General features: G+C 74.2%; 14 protein-coding genes. 8 read left to right on the top strand and 6 right to left on the bottom strand.

Translation table 11 applies throughout. The annotated features are described in order from the left end of the window. The first annotated feature begins 720 nt into the window (after positions 1-720). From FB558_RS43410 to solA, 4 genes are all read left to right on the top strand, one after another. Complete coding sequence (locus FB558_RS43410; RefSeq protein ID WP_170231521.1) at positions 721-1,164, top strand: hypothetical protein; 444 nt, start codon at positions 721-723, stop codon at positions 1,162-1,164. A 142-nt stretch (positions 1,165-1,306) separates the two neighbouring features. Then, positions 1,307-2,278: an IS30 family transposase gene (locus FB558_RS25215; RefSeq protein WP_246106683.1), complete on the top strand. Its 972-nt coding sequence runs from the start codon at positions 1,307-1,309 to the stop codon at positions 2,276-2,278. A gap of 1,137 nt (positions 2,279-3,415) precedes the next feature. Continuing rightward, positions 3,416-4,480: an LLM class flavin-dependent oxidoreductase gene (locus FB558_RS25205; RefSeq protein WP_246106736.1), complete on the top strand. Its 1,065-nt coding sequence runs from the start codon at positions 3,416-3,418 to the stop codon at positions 4,478-4,480. Beyond that, positions 4,477-5,649 (top strand): N-methyl-L-tryptophan oxidase, encoded by a 1,173-nt coding sequence (gene solA, locus FB558_RS25200; protein ID WP_142057473.1) that lies wholly within the window; start codon positions 4,477-4,479, stop codon positions 5,647-5,649. The genes FB558_RS25205 and solA overlap by 4 nt, the downstream gene beginning before the upstream one ends. A 102-nt stretch (positions 5,650-5,751) precedes the next feature. Here solA and FB558_RS25195 read toward each other — a convergent pair whose 3' ends face one another. After that, the gene (locus FB558_RS25195; RefSeq protein WP_170231520.1) at positions 5,752-7,173 is read right to left on the bottom strand and encodes an MFS transporter; all 1,422 of its coding nucleotides are present in this window, start codon (positions 7,171-7,173) and stop codon (positions 5,752-5,754) included. Between the two features lie 148 nt (positions 7,174-7,321). Here FB558_RS25195 and FB558_RS25190 point away from each other — a divergent pair, with 148 nt between their 5' ends. The 4 genes from FB558_RS25190 to FB558_RS25175 are packed head-to-tail and all read left to right on the top strand — an operon-like array spanning position 7,322 to position 12,179. Continuing rightward, on the top strand, positions 7,322-8,899 hold the full coding sequence (locus FB558_RS25190) for an ABC transporter substrate-binding protein (RefSeq protein ID WP_211366831.1): 1,578 nt from the start codon (positions 7,322-7,324) through the stop codon (positions 8,897-8,899). Beyond that, positions 8,883-9,860, top strand: a complete 978-nt coding sequence (locus FB558_RS25185; protein WP_211366830.1) for an ABC transporter permease — start codon at positions 8,883-8,885, stop codon at positions 9,858-9,860. The genes FB558_RS25190 and FB558_RS25185 overlap by 17 nt, the downstream gene beginning before the upstream one ends. Beyond that, entirely contained in the window at positions 9,857-10,672 is an 816-nt protein-coding gene (locus FB558_RS25180; protein WP_170231519.1) for an ABC transporter permease subunit, read from the top strand. Before FB558_RS25185 ends, FB558_RS25180 begins: the two co-directional genes overlap by 4 nt. After that, positions 10,665-12,179, top strand: coding sequence for an ABC transporter ATP-binding protein (locus FB558_RS25175; RefSeq protein WP_142057469.1), 1,515 nt, complete (start codon positions 10,665-10,667; stop codon positions 12,177-12,179). The genes FB558_RS25180 and FB558_RS25175 overlap by 8 nt, the downstream gene beginning before the upstream one ends. Here FB558_RS25175 and FB558_RS25170 read toward each other — a convergent pair. The 5 genes from FB558_RS25170 to FB558_RS25150 are packed head-to-tail and all read right to left on the bottom strand — an operon-like array spanning position 12,159 to position 17,938. Further along, positions 12,159-12,893 carry a class I SAM-dependent methyltransferase gene (locus FB558_RS25170; protein WP_142057467.1) on the bottom strand — a complete coding sequence of 245 codons (735 nt, stop codon included), beginning with the start codon at positions 12,891-12,893 and terminating at the stop codon, positions 12,159-12,161. The genes FB558_RS25175 and FB558_RS25170 overlap by 21 nt on opposite strands. Continuing rightward, on the bottom strand, positions 12,890-14,635 hold the full coding sequence (locus FB558_RS25165) for an ABC transporter ATP-binding protein (RefSeq protein ID WP_142057465.1): 1,746 nt from the start codon (positions 14,633-14,635) through the stop codon (positions 12,890-12,892). The genes FB558_RS25170 and FB558_RS25165 overlap by 4 nt, the downstream gene beginning before the upstream one ends. After that, positions 14,632-16,374 (bottom strand): ABC transporter ATP-binding protein, encoded by a 1,743-nt coding sequence (locus FB558_RS25160; RefSeq protein ID WP_142057463.1) that lies wholly within the window; start codon positions 16,372-16,374, stop codon positions 14,632-14,634. Before FB558_RS25160 ends, FB558_RS25165 begins: the two co-directional genes overlap by 4 nt. Continuing rightward, positions 16,371-17,138, bottom strand: coding sequence for a class I SAM-dependent methyltransferase (locus tag FB558_RS25155; protein WP_142057461.1), 768 nt, complete (start codon positions 17,136-17,138; stop codon positions 16,371-16,373). Before FB558_RS25155 ends, FB558_RS25160 begins: the two co-directional genes overlap by 4 nt. Before the next feature lie 11 nt (positions 17,139-17,149). Beyond that, a complete protein-coding gene (locus tag FB558_RS25150; RefSeq protein WP_281288680.1) occupies positions 17,150-17,938 on the bottom strand; it encodes a thioesterase II family protein in 789 nt (262 codons plus the stop codon). Positions 17,939-17,949 lie beyond the last annotated feature (11 nt).

Raw genomic sequence — 17,949 nt, 5'->3', positions numbered from 1 at the left:
CGAACGGTGCGTAACAAGACCTAGACCGCGCGCGAGAAGGGCAGTGTGAGTGGCGGCGGTGGCCCGAGCGGCGGTGGCCCGAGCGGCGGTGGCCCGAGCGGCGGTGGCCCGAGCGGCGGTGGCCCGAGCGGCGGTGGCCCGAGCGGCGGTGGCCCGAGCGGCGGTGGCCCGAGCGGCGGTGGCCCGAGCGGCGGTGGCCCGAGCGGCGGTGGCCCGAGCGGCGGTGGCCCGAGCGGCGGTGGCCCGAGCGGCGGTGGCCCGAGCGGCGGTGGCCCGAGCGGCGGTGGCCCGAGCGGCGGTGGCCCGAGCGGCGGTGGCCCGAGCGGCGGTGGCCCGAGCGGCGGTGGCCCGAGCGGCGGTGGCCCGAGCGGCGGTGGCCCGAGCGGCGGTGGCCCGAGCGGCGGTGGCCCGAGCGGCGGTGGCCCGAGCGGCGGTGGCCCGAGCGGCGGTGGCCCGAGCGGCGGTGGCCCGAGCGGCGGTGGCCCGAGCGGCGGTGGCCCGAGCGGCGGTGGCCCGAGCGGCGGTGGCCCGAGCGGCGGTGGCCCGAGCGGCTCGGTCCTTGCGTGGTTCACACTTGCAGGGGGGATAGGGACATCGCTTGCGGCAGTATTCGCCGGTGTCGCCCTTTTAATACAAACTAACGCATTCAACATCCAGGTTTCACGTGAAGCGAGAGAGTATGCAAGTCGCGTTGCTTGGTGGTACAACGACGATGGCACGTTGACTCTGCAGAACCGGTCATATGTACCGATCATCGGAACGCACTTCCGCCTCCTTGCCGTCGGCGAAGAGGGGGAAATCGGCGGGCTGACCGTATTTGACAATGCCGACGAAATCGAAGGTGGTGGTGCTGTAGTGGTCGATCTACTTCCGCCTTGCGCGATTCTGGTGCTCGACGCCGCGGAGATGCAAGACTTCTACGTCGCTACGCTCAATGAATGGGATACGGTTGTGCCCCCGGATCCTGGCGCTCCGAGGAAGGTGTACACAGATGCGGTGGTTAGCTACATAGAGTTTGGCGATGTTAATGGATTTTGGCGAGCGCGCTCGGGTGGCCAGCCAGAGTCAATTGAGCAAGACGACTTCGGGCGAACTGCGGAGGACGGGGACTTGTGGATCGAAGCTGAGTCGACTTCGACTGCGGGTGATTGTGGGTCGGGATGACATTATCCGCCTTCTGGCGGCCTTGATGCCTTTGACGTTTGGGGGTGCACCAGGACCACGCCGACAAGCCAGGCTTGGGCTCAGCCGGTCGTAGCATTTGATCTTGGGAGTTCGGTGGGACAGGATGCCCGCCGTGCGCGTGATGTTGATGTTGTCGGATCGTGAGGAGATCTCCCGTGGCCTGGCCGAGGGCCTGCAGTTCACCGAGATCGGGTTGCGGCTCGGGCGCGATGCGTCGGTGATCTCGCGCGAGGTGGCCCGTCACGGCGGCCGTGGCGGGTATCGGGCGGTGGTCGCGGACACCACGGCGTGCGCCGCGCGCGAGCGGCCGAAGCGGTTCGCCGTGGAGCGCTCACCCCGGCTGCGGGCAGTGGTGTGTCAGCAGCTGCGCGACGGGTGGTCCCCGGCCTCGATCGCGGGCCGGTTGCCGGTCGAGTACGCCAGCGACCAGGCTTGCCGGGTGTCTCACGAGGCGATCTACCAGTGGGTCTACGCCCAGCCGGTGTCCACCCTGGCCAGCGAACTGATCAGCCTGCGCACCGGCCGTAAGGCCCGCAAGGGCGGGCGGCGCCCCGAGCCGGCGCCGCGGATCCGGGAGCCGGTTTACATCGACGACCGCCCGGCCGAGGTCGAGGGCCGTCAGGTGCCCGGGCATTGGGAGGGGGACCTCGTGATCGGCAAGGGCGGCAAGACCGCGGTCGCGACGCTGGTCGAGCGCACCTCCCGGTTCCTCATCCTGGTGCCCTTAACCGGGCGTGACTCGTTGACCGTGGGTGACGCGGTCATCGCCGCCACCCACGGCCTGCCCGACCAGATCCGTCGCTCGCTGACCTGGGACTGCGGCTCGGAGATGGCCCGACACGCCACGATCACCGCGACCGGGCTGCCGGTGTACTTCGCCCATCCGCACAGCCCGTGGGAGCGCGGCAGCAACGAGAACCTCAACCGCATCGTGCGCGAGTACTTCCCCAAAGGTGTGACAATCACCTCCGATCCGACATACTTGGCGATGGTGGCTTCCGACATCAACGACAGACCCCGTAAGATTCACAACTGGAAGAAGCCCTCCGAGTTATTCACCGAACTCGTCGAGGCGAATGCTTCGACTGGCTGAATCTGCCAGGTTCTGGCTCAAGACGAGCAGTCATCAGGTAGTCGGAACCGGCGAGGCCTTCGAGATGAAGGTCGTCGCGAAGAAGGGCTGCGAGGCGGTCCAGCAGGCTCGCCGAGGGCGCTCCGGTCGTTGATACGGACTGAAACTCGCCCCGGCGGGATATGCGGCGGCGAGTGACTAACTGACTGACAACGGCGGTGCAGTAGGCTGGACTGCCACGGACGCCGCGACGAGCAGGGAGCGGTGTGTGGCCCGAGTCAAGCTGGCCTCGCGAGTGCCTGACAGTCAGGGGATCAGGACAGGGATCGCCCTCGCCGGGCGGGCAGGTCTCCGGGATGGCCGGCCGAGCAGCCGCGCGGGCAGGGTGGGGGAGGAGGGGTGCGGCACCCCGTCGACCTCCCAGAGGGCTACCACACGCCGAGCCGGGGCAGAGCATGTCGAGCATCGGTGGCGATAGCGTCGAGGGCTGCCCCCGCCTCGGCGCGTGGTCGGGCTTCGCCAGGTCGACGGGATGCCGCACGAGCCCCGAGGTGGGCAGCGGGCAGGTGGGTAGGGTGGTCGGCAGTGCCCCCGTCTTACCTTCCCTTTTGAGCGGCAGAAGTCGGTAGTCGACGCTCGAGGACAGAAGGCTCGCCAGGGGCTTGGCGAAGTTCACGGCAGGTGATGCCAGGCGACCAGCATCGACCGCAATAGTGGATCTTGTTTCGCAGGGTTACTGGTTCGAGTCCAGTCGGAGGAGCTCCGCCCCTGGTCAGGGGCTTCAGCCGCGGACGCCGCCAAGATCGACACATCACGTGTCCATCATCTATGGCCGGCTGTGTCGCCGACTGCAACCTGGAGCGCATCCGCCGTGCGGCGGCTCGTCAGCCGCCGGCTGAGGTGGTTGTCCTGCGTCATGGAGACCTTCTCGTGCCCGAGTTGGTGCCGGCCGAGGTAGCTGCGGCCTTCGAAGTGGTCCAGGCCGAGGCCGTCTCGCGCTCGCGGTAGTCGTGCTCGATGCGCCGGCGGATCTTGGCCAGTCCGACCGGCTCACGTCGGCCCGGGTGGACCCGCAGGGCCAGGAACTACTAGAAATGACTGTCGTTTTCATGTGAAGCTGGAGGCTCCCCCGAGAACGGAGCATCGATGCGTCACGGGATGAGTCTGTTTCCCGTCCTGGCCCCCGAGGAGAAGAGCGCCGCCGACTACTTCGACGAGAGCCTGCGGCTCGTCGAGCTCGCGGAGTCCCTCGGCTACGACCACGTCCAGATCGTCGAGCACTACCTCGGCCCCTACGGCGGCTACAGCCCCGACCCGGTGACCTTCCTCGCGGCCGCGGCGATGCGGACGACGACGTTGCGCCTGATCACCGGGGCGTCGATACCGGCGTTCACCCACCCGCTCCAGCTCGCCGGCAAGCTCGCGATGCTGGACAACCTCTCGCACGGCAGGCTCGGCGTGGGCTTCGGGCGGGCGTTCCTGCCCACGGAGTTCGAGGCGTTCGGAGTGGACATCGACACCAGTCGCGAGCGGTTCGCGGCCGGGGTCGAGGCCTGCCGGGCGCTCTGGTCCGGGACGGACGTGACGGTGGACGACGGGTTCCACCGGTTCGGCCCGATCACCTCGCTGCCGCGCACCGTGCAGCGCCCGCATCCGCCGATCTACCTGGCCTCGGCGATGAGCCCGCAGACCTGCGAGTGGGCGGGCCGGTCCGGCTTCCACCTCCAGGTCGTCCCGACGATCACCGCCCGGTCGCAGGTGCAGGAGATGCTCGCGGCCTACCGGGAGGCCTGGGCGGCCGCGGGCAGGGACCCCGGCGACGCCGAGATCCAGCTCAAGTTCACCTGCTACCTCGACGACGACCGCGACGTGGCGCTGCGCACCGCCGAGGAGCTGGAGCGCAACTACATCGCGAAGATGACGGCCGTCGTCGCAGGCTGGGCGGACGTGCGCAGCAGCGCGTACGCCGGGTACGAGCAGCTCGCGGGGAAGGTCCGCCAGTACGACTTCGCGACGTCGCACCGGGACAACAAGGTGCTCGCCGGCCGCCCGCAGGACGTGGCCGAGCAGCTCGCGACGGTCCGCGGGTGGTTCGGGGACGTCGACGTGAGCTGCGTCTTCTCACCCGGCTACCTGCCCGCCGACCGGGCGGAGGCGGCCGTCCGGATGTACGCCGAGCAGGTCGTCCCGGCGCTCGGCCCCGCGCCGGCGGGTGTGGCGTGAGCGGCGGCGACACGAGCGGCGGCGACCTGCACGCGGACGTCGTGGTCGTCGGGCTCGGTGCGTGGGGCGCGTCCACGCTGTGGCGGCTGGCCGCGGCGGGCGTCGACGTCGTGGGCGTCGAGCGGTTCACCCCGGGGCACCCGCTCGGCTCGTCGCACGGGGGCAGCCGGATGTTCCGGACGGCCTGCCTGGAACACCCCGGACTGGTGCCGCTCGCCCAGCGGTCCGGCGAGCTGTGGGCCGAGCTCTCGCAGGTGAGCGGGCGGCGGCTCGTGGAGCCCACCGGCGGGTTGCTCATCGGGCCGCGGGACGGGCACGTCGTCGAGGGCACGCTGGCGGCGGCCCGGCGGTTCGACCTGCCGGTGGAGCTGCTCGAGGCCGGACGGGTGCGGGAGGAGTACCCCCTGCACGCGAGCCTGCCGGACTCCCACGCCGCGGTCCTGGAGAAGACGGCGGCACTGGTCCGGCCCGAGCAGACGATCCGCGCCGCGGTGGAGGCGGCGGTGGCCGCGGGCGCGCGGACCCTCACCGGAACCGCGGTCGAGGGCATCGAGCTCGTCGGCGACGGCGTGGTCGTCCGCACCGCGGCCCGGAACCTGCGCGCGGGGCAGGTCGTCGTCACGGCGGGTCCGTGGCTCTCGTCGCTCGTCGCGGACCTCCCCGTCGAGGCGGTGCGCATGCCGATGACGTGGTTCGCGCCCTCGGGCGACCCGGCGCCGTTCGCGCTCGACCGTTTCCCGGTCTTCATCCGTGAGCTCGACGAGGGCGCCATCTGGGGCCACGGGCTCGGAGCCGACCTGGGGCCTGCCGGCGAGGTCAAGCTCGGCCTCGAGGACGGCGGCTCCGCGTTCTCCGTGGTCGACGCCGCGGCGGTGGACCGGTCGGTCTCCGAGGCGGACTGGGCGGTGCTCACCCGGCTGCTGCCCGACGCCGTCCCCGGGCTCGGCGCGGCCCCGACCCGGGCGGCGGTCTGCATGATCACCCGCACGCCGGACCGGCAGTTCCTGCTGGGGCGCCCGCGCGCGGACCCGCGCCTGGTGGTGGGCGGCGGGTGCAGCGGCCACGGTTTCAAGCACGCCACGGGGGTGGGCGAGGCGTTGGCGGACGTGGTCCTCGGCCGAGAGCCGAGGATCGAGTTGGGCTTCACGAACCCGAACCGCTTCGGCTGACCGCGGCGGTCCGCCCCGGAGGTTCAGGAAAGCCACGTTGCTGTCCTGCAGGTCTATGAAAGTGGCTTTCCTGAACCTCGGACGTGCCGCGCCGCCCCCCCGTCAGTCCGAGCCGATCCGGTCGGAGTCCCGGATCAGGGTGAGGGCGACGAGCACCCCGAGCGCGCAGAGCGCCGCCATCGACGCGGCGATGGCGTCCAGGCCCGCGACGACGGCGTCCTCGGCGTCGGCGGCCGCGGTGGAGACCACCCCGAAGACGGCCACTCCGACGGCCGTGCCGAGCGGGAAGAACGTGTTCGCCATGCCGGACGCCATCCCGGCCCGGTCCGGCGTCACGACACCGACCGCGATCCCCATCAGCGAGGGGAACACCAGTCCGGCGCCGGCGCCGATCAGGGCGAACCCGGGCAGCGCCGCGGTCCAGCCGCTGCCCGGGCCGATTGCGACGAGCAGTGCCAGCGCGCCGGCCGCAGCAGCGAGGTTCCCGGAGGCGATGAGGACCCGGGCGGACAGCACGCGCTGCAGCCGCCCGCTCAGCGATGCCAGCACGAGGACCGGCAGCGAGAGCGCCAGCAGGCACAGCCCCGTCGCCGTCGCGGAGAGCCCGAGCGGGCCCTGCATCCACAGCACGAAGAAGGGCAGGGCGCCGAAGGAGGCCATGCGGGTCAGCAGGCTCAGGACGATCGCGGCGCTGAAGGACGGGATCCGGAACAGCCGGAGGTCGAACATCGCCCGCTCGCCCCGCGCCCGCTGCAACAGGACGAAGCCCACCAGTGCGAGCACGGCGACCCCGGACGCGCCGAGCACGGCCGGGTCCCGCCAGCCGCGTTCGGAGCCGCTGAGCACGGCGAAGTTCAGCGCGAACAGCCCGGCCACGGCGAGGGCGACGCCGCCGACGTCCGGGCGCCGGTCGCGCCCGGGTGCGGGGTGGCCGGAGCGGGCGGGGACGAGCACGGGCAGCGCGATCAGCAGGACGAGGCCGATCGGGACGTTCACGAGGAAGATCCCGCGCCAGCCGAGGCCGTCGACGAGGACGCCCCCGACGAGCGGGCCGAGGTTCGCGGCCAGCGTGCCGACCGTCACCCAGGCGCCGATCGCGGTGGCGCGGCGCGGGCCGTCGTAGGAACGGGCGAGCAGCGAGATGGAGGTGGCGAGGATCGCCGCGGCGCCGATCCCCTGGACCGCCCGGGCGGCGACGAGCACCTCGGCGGAGGGAGCGAGGCCGCAGCCCGCGGAGGCGATCGTGAACAGCGCCACACCGCTGCCGAAGACGGGCCGGTCGCCGAGCCGGTCGGACAGCGCGCCCGCCGTGAGGATCAACGACGCGAACGCGAGCGTGTAGGCGTTCACCACCCACTGGAGGCCGCTCAGACCGGCCGCCAGATCGTCTGCGAGCTGCGGCAACGCCACGTTGACGATGGTCAGGTCGAGGGAGGTCAGGGCGCCGCCGACGCAGACCGCGACGACGGGCCCGTGCCGCCGGACGAGGCTCGGTGATGTCCGGTCGGCAGGGGATCGGGTCACGCTGTTCCTCCTCGCGGGCTGGGCGGTCCACGCTCCCAGACCAAGACGATATTGACAATCGTTCTCGATTCCACGAATGATCCTGCGCGACAGGCCCGTGCACGGGGACGCGAGCCGATGGCCGCACACGACGAGCGAGGAGTCACCGGTGAGGGCAGGTCGGATGGGTCGGCGCGCGTTCCTGCGGGCGGGAGCGGCCGTGGGTGTCGTGGGGGCCTCATCCCTGCTCACCGCGTGCGGGTCGGGTGGAGCCGCCCCCGGACCGGCTCCGGCGACCGCCCCGGCGGCGGGCGGGACGCTGCGCGCCGCCTTCGTCGGCGGCGGGGCGACCGAGACGCTCAACCACCTCATGGGCCCGACCGCGCTGGACTACGTGCGGGCCAGGGCGCGGCACGGCGCCCTCGGCGCCGTCGACCCGTCCGCCCCCGACGGCGTCCGGTACGACCTGCTCGAGGGCATCGACATCTCCGACGACCTCACCGAGTACACGCTCCGGCTCCGCCCAGGTCTCACCTTCACCGACGGCTCCCCGCTGACGGTCCGCGACGTCGTCTACTCGCTGGCGGCCCCGGCCACACTGGGCTCGCTGCCCTTCCTGAAGAACGCCGTCGGCGCGTTCGACCTCGACGCGGCCCGGGTCGAGGGCGACCTCACGGCCGTGCTGCCCGCCCGCCGCCCGCTGGTCGACGGCCGGCTGCTGCTGTGCCAGAGCAACCTGGTCTTCCGCGAGGGCACCACCGGGTTCACCGCGGACATGCCGACCTGCGGGCCGTTCCGGATGACGGCGTTCGACCCGGGCCAGGGCTCGACCTTCGTCCGGCACGACGGCTACACCGCGCCGGCGGGCGCGCCCGGTCCCTTCCTCGACGGACTGGAGCTGCGCTCGATCGCCGACAGCACGGCCCGCGCCGCCGCGCTGACCGGCGGCCAGGTCGACTACGCCGACGACCTCGCGCCCGCGACCGCCCGCACCCTGGAGGCGGACCCCGCGGTCCGGATCACGGCCACCGAGGCGCCGTTCGTCAACCAGCTGAGCTTCACCATGAACGTCGCCAGGGAGCCGTTCGCCGACCCGCGCGTGCGGGAGGCGTTCAAGCTCGCCGTCGACCGGCAGCGGATCGTCGACACGGTGTTCTTCGGCCGGGCGGAGGTCGGCAACGACCTGCCGTCGGTCGGGTTCCCGTCCTACGCGGGCGCCATCGAGCAGCGCGCCTTCGACCCGGACCGCGCCCGCGCGCTGCTCGCCGAGGCCGGCGTCGCGGGCGTCGTGGTCACCCTGACCACCGGCCCGGAGATCCCCGGCATGGCCGAGACGGCCACCGTCGTCGTCGAGAACCTGCAGGCGGTCGGGGTGGACGCGACCCTGGACCAGCTGCCGGCCGGGCAGCTCTACGCGGACTTCCCCGCCTACACGCAGCTGCAGTTCGCGGGAGGCTACAACCCACCGCAGCCGGTGCTCACCGCGTACCTGTCCACCCGTACCGCCGGATCGCCGACGTCGTTCGGGTTCGACCGCCCGGACATCGACGAGCTCGTCACGACCGCGCGCACGTCGACCGACGAGGCCGAGCGGGACGCCGCGATCGCAGAGGCCCAGCGTCGCACCTGGGCCGAGGGCAACACGATCATCCCCGTGTTCAAGGCCGCGGCGAACGCCCAGACCGCCGCCGTGCAGGGGGTCACGTACTCGCCGTTCGCCGACTTCACCGGTGCCTCGGTCCGCTGACGGCCGCCCGGGCTGGGCGCGGTTCCTGCTCGGGCGGATCGCGGGCGCCGCGCTCGTGCTGGCGGTGCTGTCGGTGCTCGTCTTCGCCGCCACGGCCGTGCTGCCGGGCGACGCCGCCGGTGGCCTCGCCGGGCCCGACGCCACCGAGGCCGAGCGGGACCGGATCCGGGCCGACCTCGGCCTGGACCGGCCCGCGGTCGAGCGCTACCTGATCTGGGTGGGCGGGCTGCTGCGCGGCGACCTCGGCACGGCATGGGTCGGCGGGCGGCCGGTCGGGGAGCTCATCGTGGATCGGCTGCCCGACAGCGCCCTGCTCGCGGGCCTCGCCCTGCTGGTGATCGTGCCCCTCGGGGTGGTGCTCGGCCTGCTCGCCGGGCTGCGGGCCGGCCGGACCGCGGATCGCGTGGTCTCCACGGGCGCGCTGCTCGCGGTCGGCGTCCCGGAGTTCCTCACCGCGGCGCTGCTCGTCGCGGTGTGCGGGACCTGGCTGGCGCTGTTCCCGCGGGTGTCGCTCGTGCCGCTGGGCGGCTCCGGGCTGGACACCCCGGAGGTCCTCGTGCTGCCCGTGCTCACCCTGAGCGTCGTGGGGCTCGCGACGGCGACGCGGATGATCCGCAGCTCCGCGGCCGAGGTCGCCGCGTCGCCGTACGTCGAGGCGGCGCGCCTGGGCGGGGTGCGCGGGGCCCGGCTCGCACTGGTGCACGTGCTGCCGAACGCTGCGGGCCCCGCCGTCCAGGTGGTCGCCGTCGTCGTCGGCGGACTCGTCGGCGGTTCGGTCGTGGTCGAGACTGTGTTCGGCTACCCCGGCGTCGGCCAGGAGCTCGCGCAGGCCGTGGCCCGGCGCGACGTCCCGGTGGTCCAGGGGCTGGCCCTCGTGCTCGCCGCCGTCGCTCTCGGCGCGCTGCTCGCGGGCGATGTCGTCCGGCGGTTGCTCGACCCGCTGGGGCAGGGGGCCCGGTGACGCTCCTGCGCAGGCCGGTGGCGCTGGTGGCGGGGGCGCTCACCCTCGTGGTCCTGGTGGTCGCACTCGGTGGAGCGGTCGTCGGCGGCGCGCTGACCGGTGCCTCGCCGACCGAGCAGGTCGGCGTCCCCTTCGACCTCCCGAGCCCCGCGCACCCGCTGGGCACCGACTTCCTCGGCCGGGACGCGCTCTCCCGGGTGCTTGCGGGCGGCGCCGTCGTGGTCGGGCTGGCGGCGGGCGCCACCCTGCTCGCGGGTGCCGCCGGGCTGCTGCTCGGCGTCCTGGCGGGGACGGCACCGCGGCGGGTCGGCGAGCTGGTCGTCCGGGTCGTCGACGTGCTGGGCGTGGTGCCCGCGCTGTTGGTCGTACTGGTCCTCGCGGCAGGCTTCCCGGGCAGCGACCTCGCCGTCCTCGTCGCCGTGGCGCTGGTCAGCCTGCCGTTCTCGGTTCGTGTGAACCGTGCGGCCGTCGAGCGGGTGGCCTCGTCGGGGTACGTCGAGATCGCCCGCGCCCGGGGCGACGGCTGGTGGCGCGTGCTGCGCCACGACGTGGCGCCGAACGTGGCCGGGACCGCGATCACCGAGACCGGGCTGCGGTTCGTCGCCGCCGTCTACCTCACCGCGACGGCCGGTTTCCTCGGACTCGGGGCCGGGGCACCGGCCGCGAACTGGGGCCGCATGGTCGCGGAGAACCTGCCCGGGGCCGCGCTGTCGCCGTGGCCGTTCCTCGCCCCGGCGCTGCTGCTCGTCGCGCTGGCGGTCGGGGTGAACCTGCTGGCGGACGAGCTGACCGGCGGGGAGCACCGTGGTTGAGTCGGCGCTGGGGTCGGTGCGTGACCTGGTCGTCGGACCGGTCGGCGGTGGGGCGCCCGTCGTGGACGGCGCCTCCCTGACCGTCGGCCGCGGCGAGGTCCTCGGCATCGCCGGGCGCTCCGGCTCGGGGAAGACGACGACCGCGCTGGCCCTGCTCGGCCACGTCCGGCCCGGCCTCGTCCGGCGGGGCGGCGAGGTTCGCGTCGAGGGCACGGACCCCTTCACCCGCACCGGTGCGCGCGAGCTCCGCGGCCGGGTGGTGAGCTTCCTCGGCCAGGACCCGGCGGCGGCGCTGAACCCGCGGCGCCGGCTCGGTGCCCAGATCGCGGAGTCGGTGCGGCTGCGCTGCCCCGGCGTCGGACGCGCGGGTGCCGCGGCCCAGACCGCGCGGCTGCTGGAGTCGGTCTCGCTGCCGGCGGACCCGGAGTTCCTGCGCCGGCTGCCGGCGCAGGTCTCCGGTGGCCAGGCCCGCCGCGTCGCCCTGGCGGTCGCGCTGGCGGGTGGACCGCGGTTGCTCGTGCTCGACGAGCCCACGGCCGGGCTGGACTCCGTGGTCGCCGACTCGGTGCGGGAGCTGCTCGCCGAGGTCGTGCAGCGGTGCGCGGTCGTCCTCGTCAGCCACGACACCCGGCTCGTCGGCGCGCTGGCCGACCGCACGCTGGTGATGCGGGACGGGAGGGTCGTCGCCGACGGCGCGCCCGCCTCCGTGCTCGCAGGGCCGCCCCCGCGCCCGCCCGCGGTTCCAGCACCGGTCCGCGCCGCACCGCTGCTCACGGCCGAAGGGGTGAGCGCGGCGCACGGCCGCCGCTCCCCGGTGCTGCACGAGGTGTCGTTCGAGCTCGGTGCGGGGGAGTGCCTGGCGCTCGTCGGCCCCTCGGGCTCGGGCAAGAGCACCCTCGCCCGCGTCGTCACCGGGCTGCACCCGCCTACGGCCGGGCTCCTCACCCTCGACGGCTCCCCGCTCGCGCCCCGGGCGGCCCACCGCACCCCGGCCCAGCGCCGCGCGGTGCAGCTCGTGGCCCAGGACAGCGTCGGCGCGCTCAACCCCCGCGAGACCGTCGGCGACGCGCTCGCGCGTGCGCTGCGGTTGCGCGGCGTACGCGGCCCCGAGGCGTCGGCGCGGACCTCGGTTCTGCTGGACCGGGTGCACCTCCCCGCCGCGATGCGCGAACGCAGGCCGGGGGAGCTCTCCGGTGGGGAACGTCAGCGGGTGAACCTCGCGCGGGCGCTCGCCGCCGGTCCGAACCTGCTGGTCTGCGACGAGGTCACCTCGGCGCTGGACCCCGAGATCGGCTCCGCGGTGATCGACCTGGTCGACGAGCTGCGCCGCGACGCCGGGCTCGGGGTGCTGCTGGTGACCCACGACCTCGGCGTCGTCGCCCGCAGCGCGGACCGCGTGCTTGTCCTCGACGACGGGCGGGTGGTGGAGGAGGGCCCGCTGGCCCGGTCCGGAGGTTCAGGAAAGCCACGTTGCTGTCCTGCAGGTTCAGGAAAGTGGCTTTCCTGAACCTCGGGCGACGACCAGGTCCCCGTTGACCTCCGAGTGCAGGCCCGCCTCCGTCAGCTCCGCGGCGAGGCCGGCCGCCGACAGGACCCACCACCCGTACTCCGCTTCCGCCTCCTCCACGACGACGCCGTCGCGCAGGGTGGCGTACTGCATCCGCCAGCGCACCGACTCCGGGCCGGTGGGCTCGGCGCTGCCCGTGCCCTGGTAGGTCAGCGCGCCCTGCCGGACGCCGAACGGCGGCCAGGCGGGAACGGCGGTCGCGGTCTCCGGTGGCTGCACGTTGAGCACCACCGGCGCCCCCGGCGTGAGCCGGGCGGCGATGTCGCGCCAGAGCGCGCGGCGGGTGTCCGGGGCGAGGTGCCCGACCATGTGCATCCCCACGACGGCCGCCAGCCGCTCCGGCAGGTCGACCTCGGCGGCGCCCACGGGCAGCACAGTCACCCGCTCACCTCCGGTCATCCCGCGCAGCCGGGCGATCAGCACGGCGCGCAGCGCTGCCGACGGCTCGGCGGCGAGGACGGGGGAGTCCGGCACGGCGGCGAGGATGCGCTCGGTGCCCAGGCCGGATCCCGCCCCGAGTTCGAGCACCGCTCCCGCTGCCGGGTCGGCGCCGGCGAGGGCGTCCGCCAGCCGGGGGCCCAGGTCGACCCACGCCGATTCGCTGAGCAGGTGCAGGTAGGGCGCCGACGCGTCGTACTCGCCGTAGTGGTTCATCGCTTCTCCTCCGTGGTGGGGACGAGCCGCCAGCCCGCCGCGTGCGTGCGCCGCTCCCAGAACTCGGCGTAGGTACCGCCGGCCGCGAGCAGCTCGGTGTGCCGGCCCTGCTCGGCGACGACCCCGTGCCGCAGCACGAGGATCTTCTCGGCGGCCTGCACCGTCTGCAGCCGGTGGGCGATCACCAGCACCGTGGCGCGGGTGGCGAGCTCGGTGACGGCCGCGCCGATCGCCGCGTCGTTCTCCGGGTCGAGTGCGGCGGTCGCCTCGTCGAGGACGACGATCGGGGCGTCCTTGAGCAGGGCGCGGGCGATCGAGACCCGCTGGCGCTGCCCGCCCGACAGCGTCGCGCCGCCCTCGCCGACGCGGGTGTCCCAGCCGGCGGGCAGCTCCTCGACGACCTGGATCAGCCCGGCGAGCCGGCCGACCCGGTCGAGGTCGTCGGCGCTCGCGTCGGGACGGCCGAGCCGGACGTTGTCGGCCAGCGTGCCCTCGAACAGGTAGACGTCCTGGAAGACGCTCGCGACCAGGCCCATCAGGTCGTCGGCGGCGATCTCCCGGACGTCGACGCCGCCGATCCGGACCGCGCCGGTGTCGACGTCGGCGAAGCGGGCCAGCAGCCGGGCGACGGTGGTCTTGCCCGCCCCGGACGGCCCGACCAGCGCGGTGAGCCCGCGTTCGGGCAGGGTGAACGAGACGTCGCGCAGGACGGGGGCGTCCGCCCGGTAGCCGAACCCGACTCCCGCGAACTCGACCTCGTACGACTCCGGCCGGCGCGGCCGCGCCGGTTCGGGCAGCGGCGGGGTGTCGAGCACGTCTGTGATCCGGGTGAGGGCGTTGCCCGACATCCGCAGGCTCGCGCCGATCTCGGCGCCGGTCCCGATCGTCTCGGTGAACCGCGCGACGAGCACGATGACGGCGATCGCGGTGGCGGGGTCGAGCGATCCGGTGAGCGCGAGCTGGACGGCGAGTGCCAGCGCGGCGGTGAACACGACGCGGACCCCGAACGCGAACGACACCAGGCCGGGCACGGCCAGCCCGATCATCCGGCGGTCGGCGTCGCGCTGGGCGACCAGCGCGTCGTCGAGGACCCGGTTGCCGTCGGTGGTGGCACCGAACGCCCGCAGCACCGGCTGGGCCCGCGCGAACTCGATCACCCGCGCGGCGGCCTCGTGGATCACCGCGTCCCGGCCCCGGTCGCTGCGCGCGAGCAGGTCGTTGCCGACGCGGAGCACCACGAGCAGGACCGGCACGGCCACGGCGACGGCGAGCCCAACCCGCCAGTCGATCACGAGCAGGGCGACCAGCACCGTGGCCGGGGTGACGACGGCGGTGACGAGCGGGCGCAACTGGTGTGCCGGCAGCGACATCACCTGCAGCACGCTCTGCCCGGCGACCCGGGTGAGCTCGCCGGAGCGGCCGCCTGCGAACCAGCCCAGAGGGAGCGTCACGATCGCCTCGCCGAGGACGTGGTGCAGCTGACGGGCGACTCGGGCGCCGGTGCGGAAGCCCTCGTTCTGGGCGTGGAAGGTGATCGCGAGGAACGCCGCGGTGGCGAGGGCGAACCAGCCCAGCGGTGCCCACGCGTCGCGCGGGTCGGGCCCGAGCAGCGCGCGCAGCAGCGGAACGAGCAGGGCGAACGCGAGCCCCTGCAGCACCGCCGCCGCGACAAGCAGCGCGAGCAGCCTGCGCACGGGCCGCGCGTCCTCGGGGCCGAGCGCGGCCAGCAGCCGCCGGATCATCGCGGCACCCCCTGCCCTGCGAGGACCGTGCCGTCCTGGGCCGCCCACATCCGCGCGTACCGGCCGCCGAGGGCGAGCAGCTCGTCGTGCCGGCCCTGTTCGGTGACCCGGCCGCTCTCGAGCACCACGATCTCGTCGGCGCCGGCGACGGTGTGCAGCCGGTGGGCCACCACCAGCAGGGTCCGGCCGACCGCCAGCTCGGAGAGCGCGTCGCAGATGGCGGCCTCCGACTCGGGGTCGGCGAACGCGGTGGCCTCGTCGAGGACGAGGACCGGGGTGTCCGCGAGCAGCGCGCGGGCGATCGAGAGCCGCTGCCGCTCGCCGCCGGAGAACTCGGCGTCCTCCCCGACGACGGCGTCGTACCCCCGGCCGAGGGCGAGGATCCGCTCGTGGATGCGGGCCGCGCGGGCCGCATCCACGATCTCCTCCCGCGCCGCGCCGGGCCGGCCGAGGGCGATGTTGTCGGCGACCGAGGTGCGCAGCAGCGTGGTGTCCTGGAAGACGAAACCGACGCTGCGGTAGAGGGTGCGGGCGTCGAGCTCGCGGACGTCGACGCCGCCGATGCGGATCGCGCCGCCGGTGACGTCGTGGAACCGGGGGACGAGCGTCGCGAGGGTGGTCTTGCCCGCCCCGGACGGTCCGACCAGCGCGGTGACGGTGCCGGGTCGCAACTCCAGGTCCACCCCGGCGAGGGCGTCGGACTCCGTGCCCGGGTAGCGGAATGCGACGTCGTGCAGTGTGACCGTGGTGCCCTCGGGCTCGCCTCCCACCGCAGGCTGCGGCTGGACCGGCTCCGCGAGCAACGCCTCGATCGACGCCGCCGCGGCGGTTCCGCCACGCAGCGCCTGGATCCGGGGCCCGACCGCGCCCATCGGGGCGACGATCGCCGGGCCCAGCAGGGCGAACGGGATCAGCGCGGTGGCGGGCGTCCACCCGGCCACGACGAGCACGGTGCCGGCGCCGAGGAGCAGCAGCAGGACCAGCGACGGCGTGACCACCAGCTGGGACGCCGTCGTCACCGACGTGGTGCGCCGCTGCCAGCTCGCGAAGAAGTCGTGGAAGGCGTCGCACGCCGCGACGAACCGGCGGTGCGCCGACCGGCCGCGGCCGAACGTCTTCACCACGGCGATGCCGTCGACGAACTCGACGATGCCGGCGTTGATCTCGGTCTGGGCCCTGCCGTACTCGGCCATCAACGGGCCCGCGCCGGACATGGCCTTCCGGAACAGCAGCGCCCCGGCGACCAGGGGGACCAGGGCGAGCAGCGCCAGCCGCCAGTCGACGGCGGCCAGGTACACCAGCGCGGCGAGCGGGGTCACGAGGACCGCGGTGACGTCGAGCAGGGTGTGGCCGACCAGGTAGTGGAGCGAGTGCACGTCGTCCTGCAGGGCCTTGGACACGTGCCCTGAGCTGCGGGCGGAGAACCAGCCGGGGGAGACCCTGGCCAGGTGCCCGGCGATGCGCCTGCGCAGGAGCAGCTGCAGCCGGTTGTCCGCGAGGTGGGTCAGCGTGGTCGCCAGCGTGGTGGCGATCAGCGCGAGGACCGCGGCGCCGGCACCGAGACCCACCAGCAGCCAGATCCGGTCCGAGGCAACCGGTTCGGGAGCGAGCAGCGCCCGGCCGATCTCGGCGACGGCGACGAACGGGGCCACTCCCGCCACCGAACCGAGGGCCTGCAGCGCGACGGCGGCGGCGAGGGTGCCACGCACCGGCGCCAGCACCCTGGTCACGGTGTTCATGCCGGCCGCCCGCGGAGGATCGCGATCTCGGCCGTGGTGCGGCTGTTCACCTCGGTGACCTGCTCCGCCGCCAGTCCGGATTCGGCCGCGAGGTCGGCAGTGCCGAGCGTGTGCCACTGGTAGGACTCGGAGACCTCGCGCACCGGGGCGCCGCCCGCCGGACCGAACACCTTCCACGTCGTGTCGAAGCGCATCCGGCCCGCGCCCGACGGCTCGCCCGCGCTCCACCACTCGTAGACCTGGTCGCCGACGCGTTCGCGCAGCATCCGGACCGGGGGGATGGTGCGCGGTGCCGCGACGCCCATCAGGTCGACCGCGATCGGGGCGCCCGGGGGCAGCGCGCCGTCCAGGGCGCTCCACAGGGCCCGCCGCTCGCCGGGGTCGAGGTGGCCGGCCACGCCGAAGACGACCGCGGCGCAGAACCGCTCGCCGGTGCGGGGCAGCCGGGCGGCGAGGTCCTGGGCGCTCTCGGCCGTGACGGTGACCCGCTCGCGCAGCCCGGGGTCCCCGGCGACCCGGCTGGTCAGCACGGCGCGCATCGTGGTGGCCGGCTCGGTCGCCACGATCGAGGCGCCCGGTACCTCCCGCGCGATCAGCTCGGTGATGCGCCCGGTGCCGGCGCCGATCTCGAGCACCGGCCCGGCCGCCGGGTCCACCCCGGCCAGCGCGACGGTCAGGGCGGGGCCGCTGCTGGCGGCCTGGCGCTCGGCGACCAGCTCGTAGAACTCGCCCGCGGCGGAGTAGGCGCTCTCGACGGTGCTCACGGCGTGCGGTGTCACGGCGTGCTGGGGTGCTCGATGCGGCCGCGGGACAGCGCCGGGTCCAGCCGGCGCAGCAGCGCGTTCACGACCTGCGCCCGGTGCGGGCCGAGGTAGAAGTGCCCGCCGGGGAAGGTCTGGACGTCCTCCTGGCCGTCGCCCAGCGGTGCCCAGGCCGCCGCCTGCGCAGGCGTGAGCTCGGGGTCGGCGTCCCCGGTGAAGACCGTGACCGGGCAGCCCAGCGGGGTCGCGGGCGCGGGACGGTAGGTCTCGATGAGCCGGTAGTCGTTGCGCACGTAGCCGAGCACGGCCCGGCGCAGGTCGTGGTCCGCGAGGATCTCCGTCGCGGTGCCACCGAGCCTGCTCAGCTCCGCGCACAGCGCGTCGTCGTCGCCGAGGTGGACCTCGCCGCCGCGGGGGCGCACCGGCGCTTCCCGCCCCGACGCCACGAGTCTCCTGGGCCCCGGCCGCCCGCGGCGGCGCAGCTCCCGGGCCACCTCGTAGGCCACCGCAGAACCCATGCTGTGCCCGAACAGGACGTAGGGCCGGTCCAGGACCCCGGCCAGCGCGTCGCACACCGCGACGACCAGCGCGCCCATCTCGTCGATCATCGGTTCGCCGAAGCGGTCCTCTCGCCCGGGGTACTGCACGGCGAGGAGCTCCACGTCCGGCGGCAGCAGGCCCGACCAGCCCCGGAAGCTGCTCGCCCCACCGCCCGCGTGCGGGAGGCAGACGAGCTGCAGGCGCGCCGCGGGGCGCGCGGTGAAGCGTCGCAGCCAGGGATCGGGTGCCGTTCGGGAACTCACGCGAAGAACCG

This window comes from Pseudonocardia kunmingensis (assembly GCF_006716445.1).
In the GTDB taxonomy this organism is placed as follows: Bacteria; Actinomycetota; Actinomycetes; order Mycobacteriales; family Pseudonocardiaceae; genus Pseudonocardia; species Pseudonocardia kunmingensis.
Note: the sequence above shows the minus strand (reverse complement) of the source record. Positions and strands in the feature narration are given on the sequence as shown.

Excerpts from the sequence above, each read along its gene's own strand:
- FB558_RS25160 (WP_142057463.1), bottom strand. The coding sequence starts at position 16,374 with ATGAACACCGTGACCAGGGTGCTGGCGCCGGTGCGTGGCACCCTCGCC.
- FB558_RS25165 (WP_142057465.1), bottom strand. The coding sequence starts at position 14,635 with ATGATCCGGCGGCTGCTGGCCGCGCTCGGCCCCGAGGACGCGCGGCCC.
- FB558_RS25170 (WP_142057467.1), bottom strand. The coding sequence starts at position 12,893 with ATGAACCACTACGGCGAGTACGACGCGTCGGCGCCCTACCTGCACCTG.
- FB558_RS25205 (WP_246106736.1), top strand. The coding sequence starts at position 3,416 with ATGAGTCTGTTTCCCGTCCTGGCCCCCGAGGAGAAGAGCGCCGCCGAC.
- FB558_RS25215 (WP_246106683.1), top strand. The coding sequence starts at position 1,307 with ATGTTGATGTTGTCGGATCGTGAGGAGATCTCCCGTGGCCTGGCCGAG.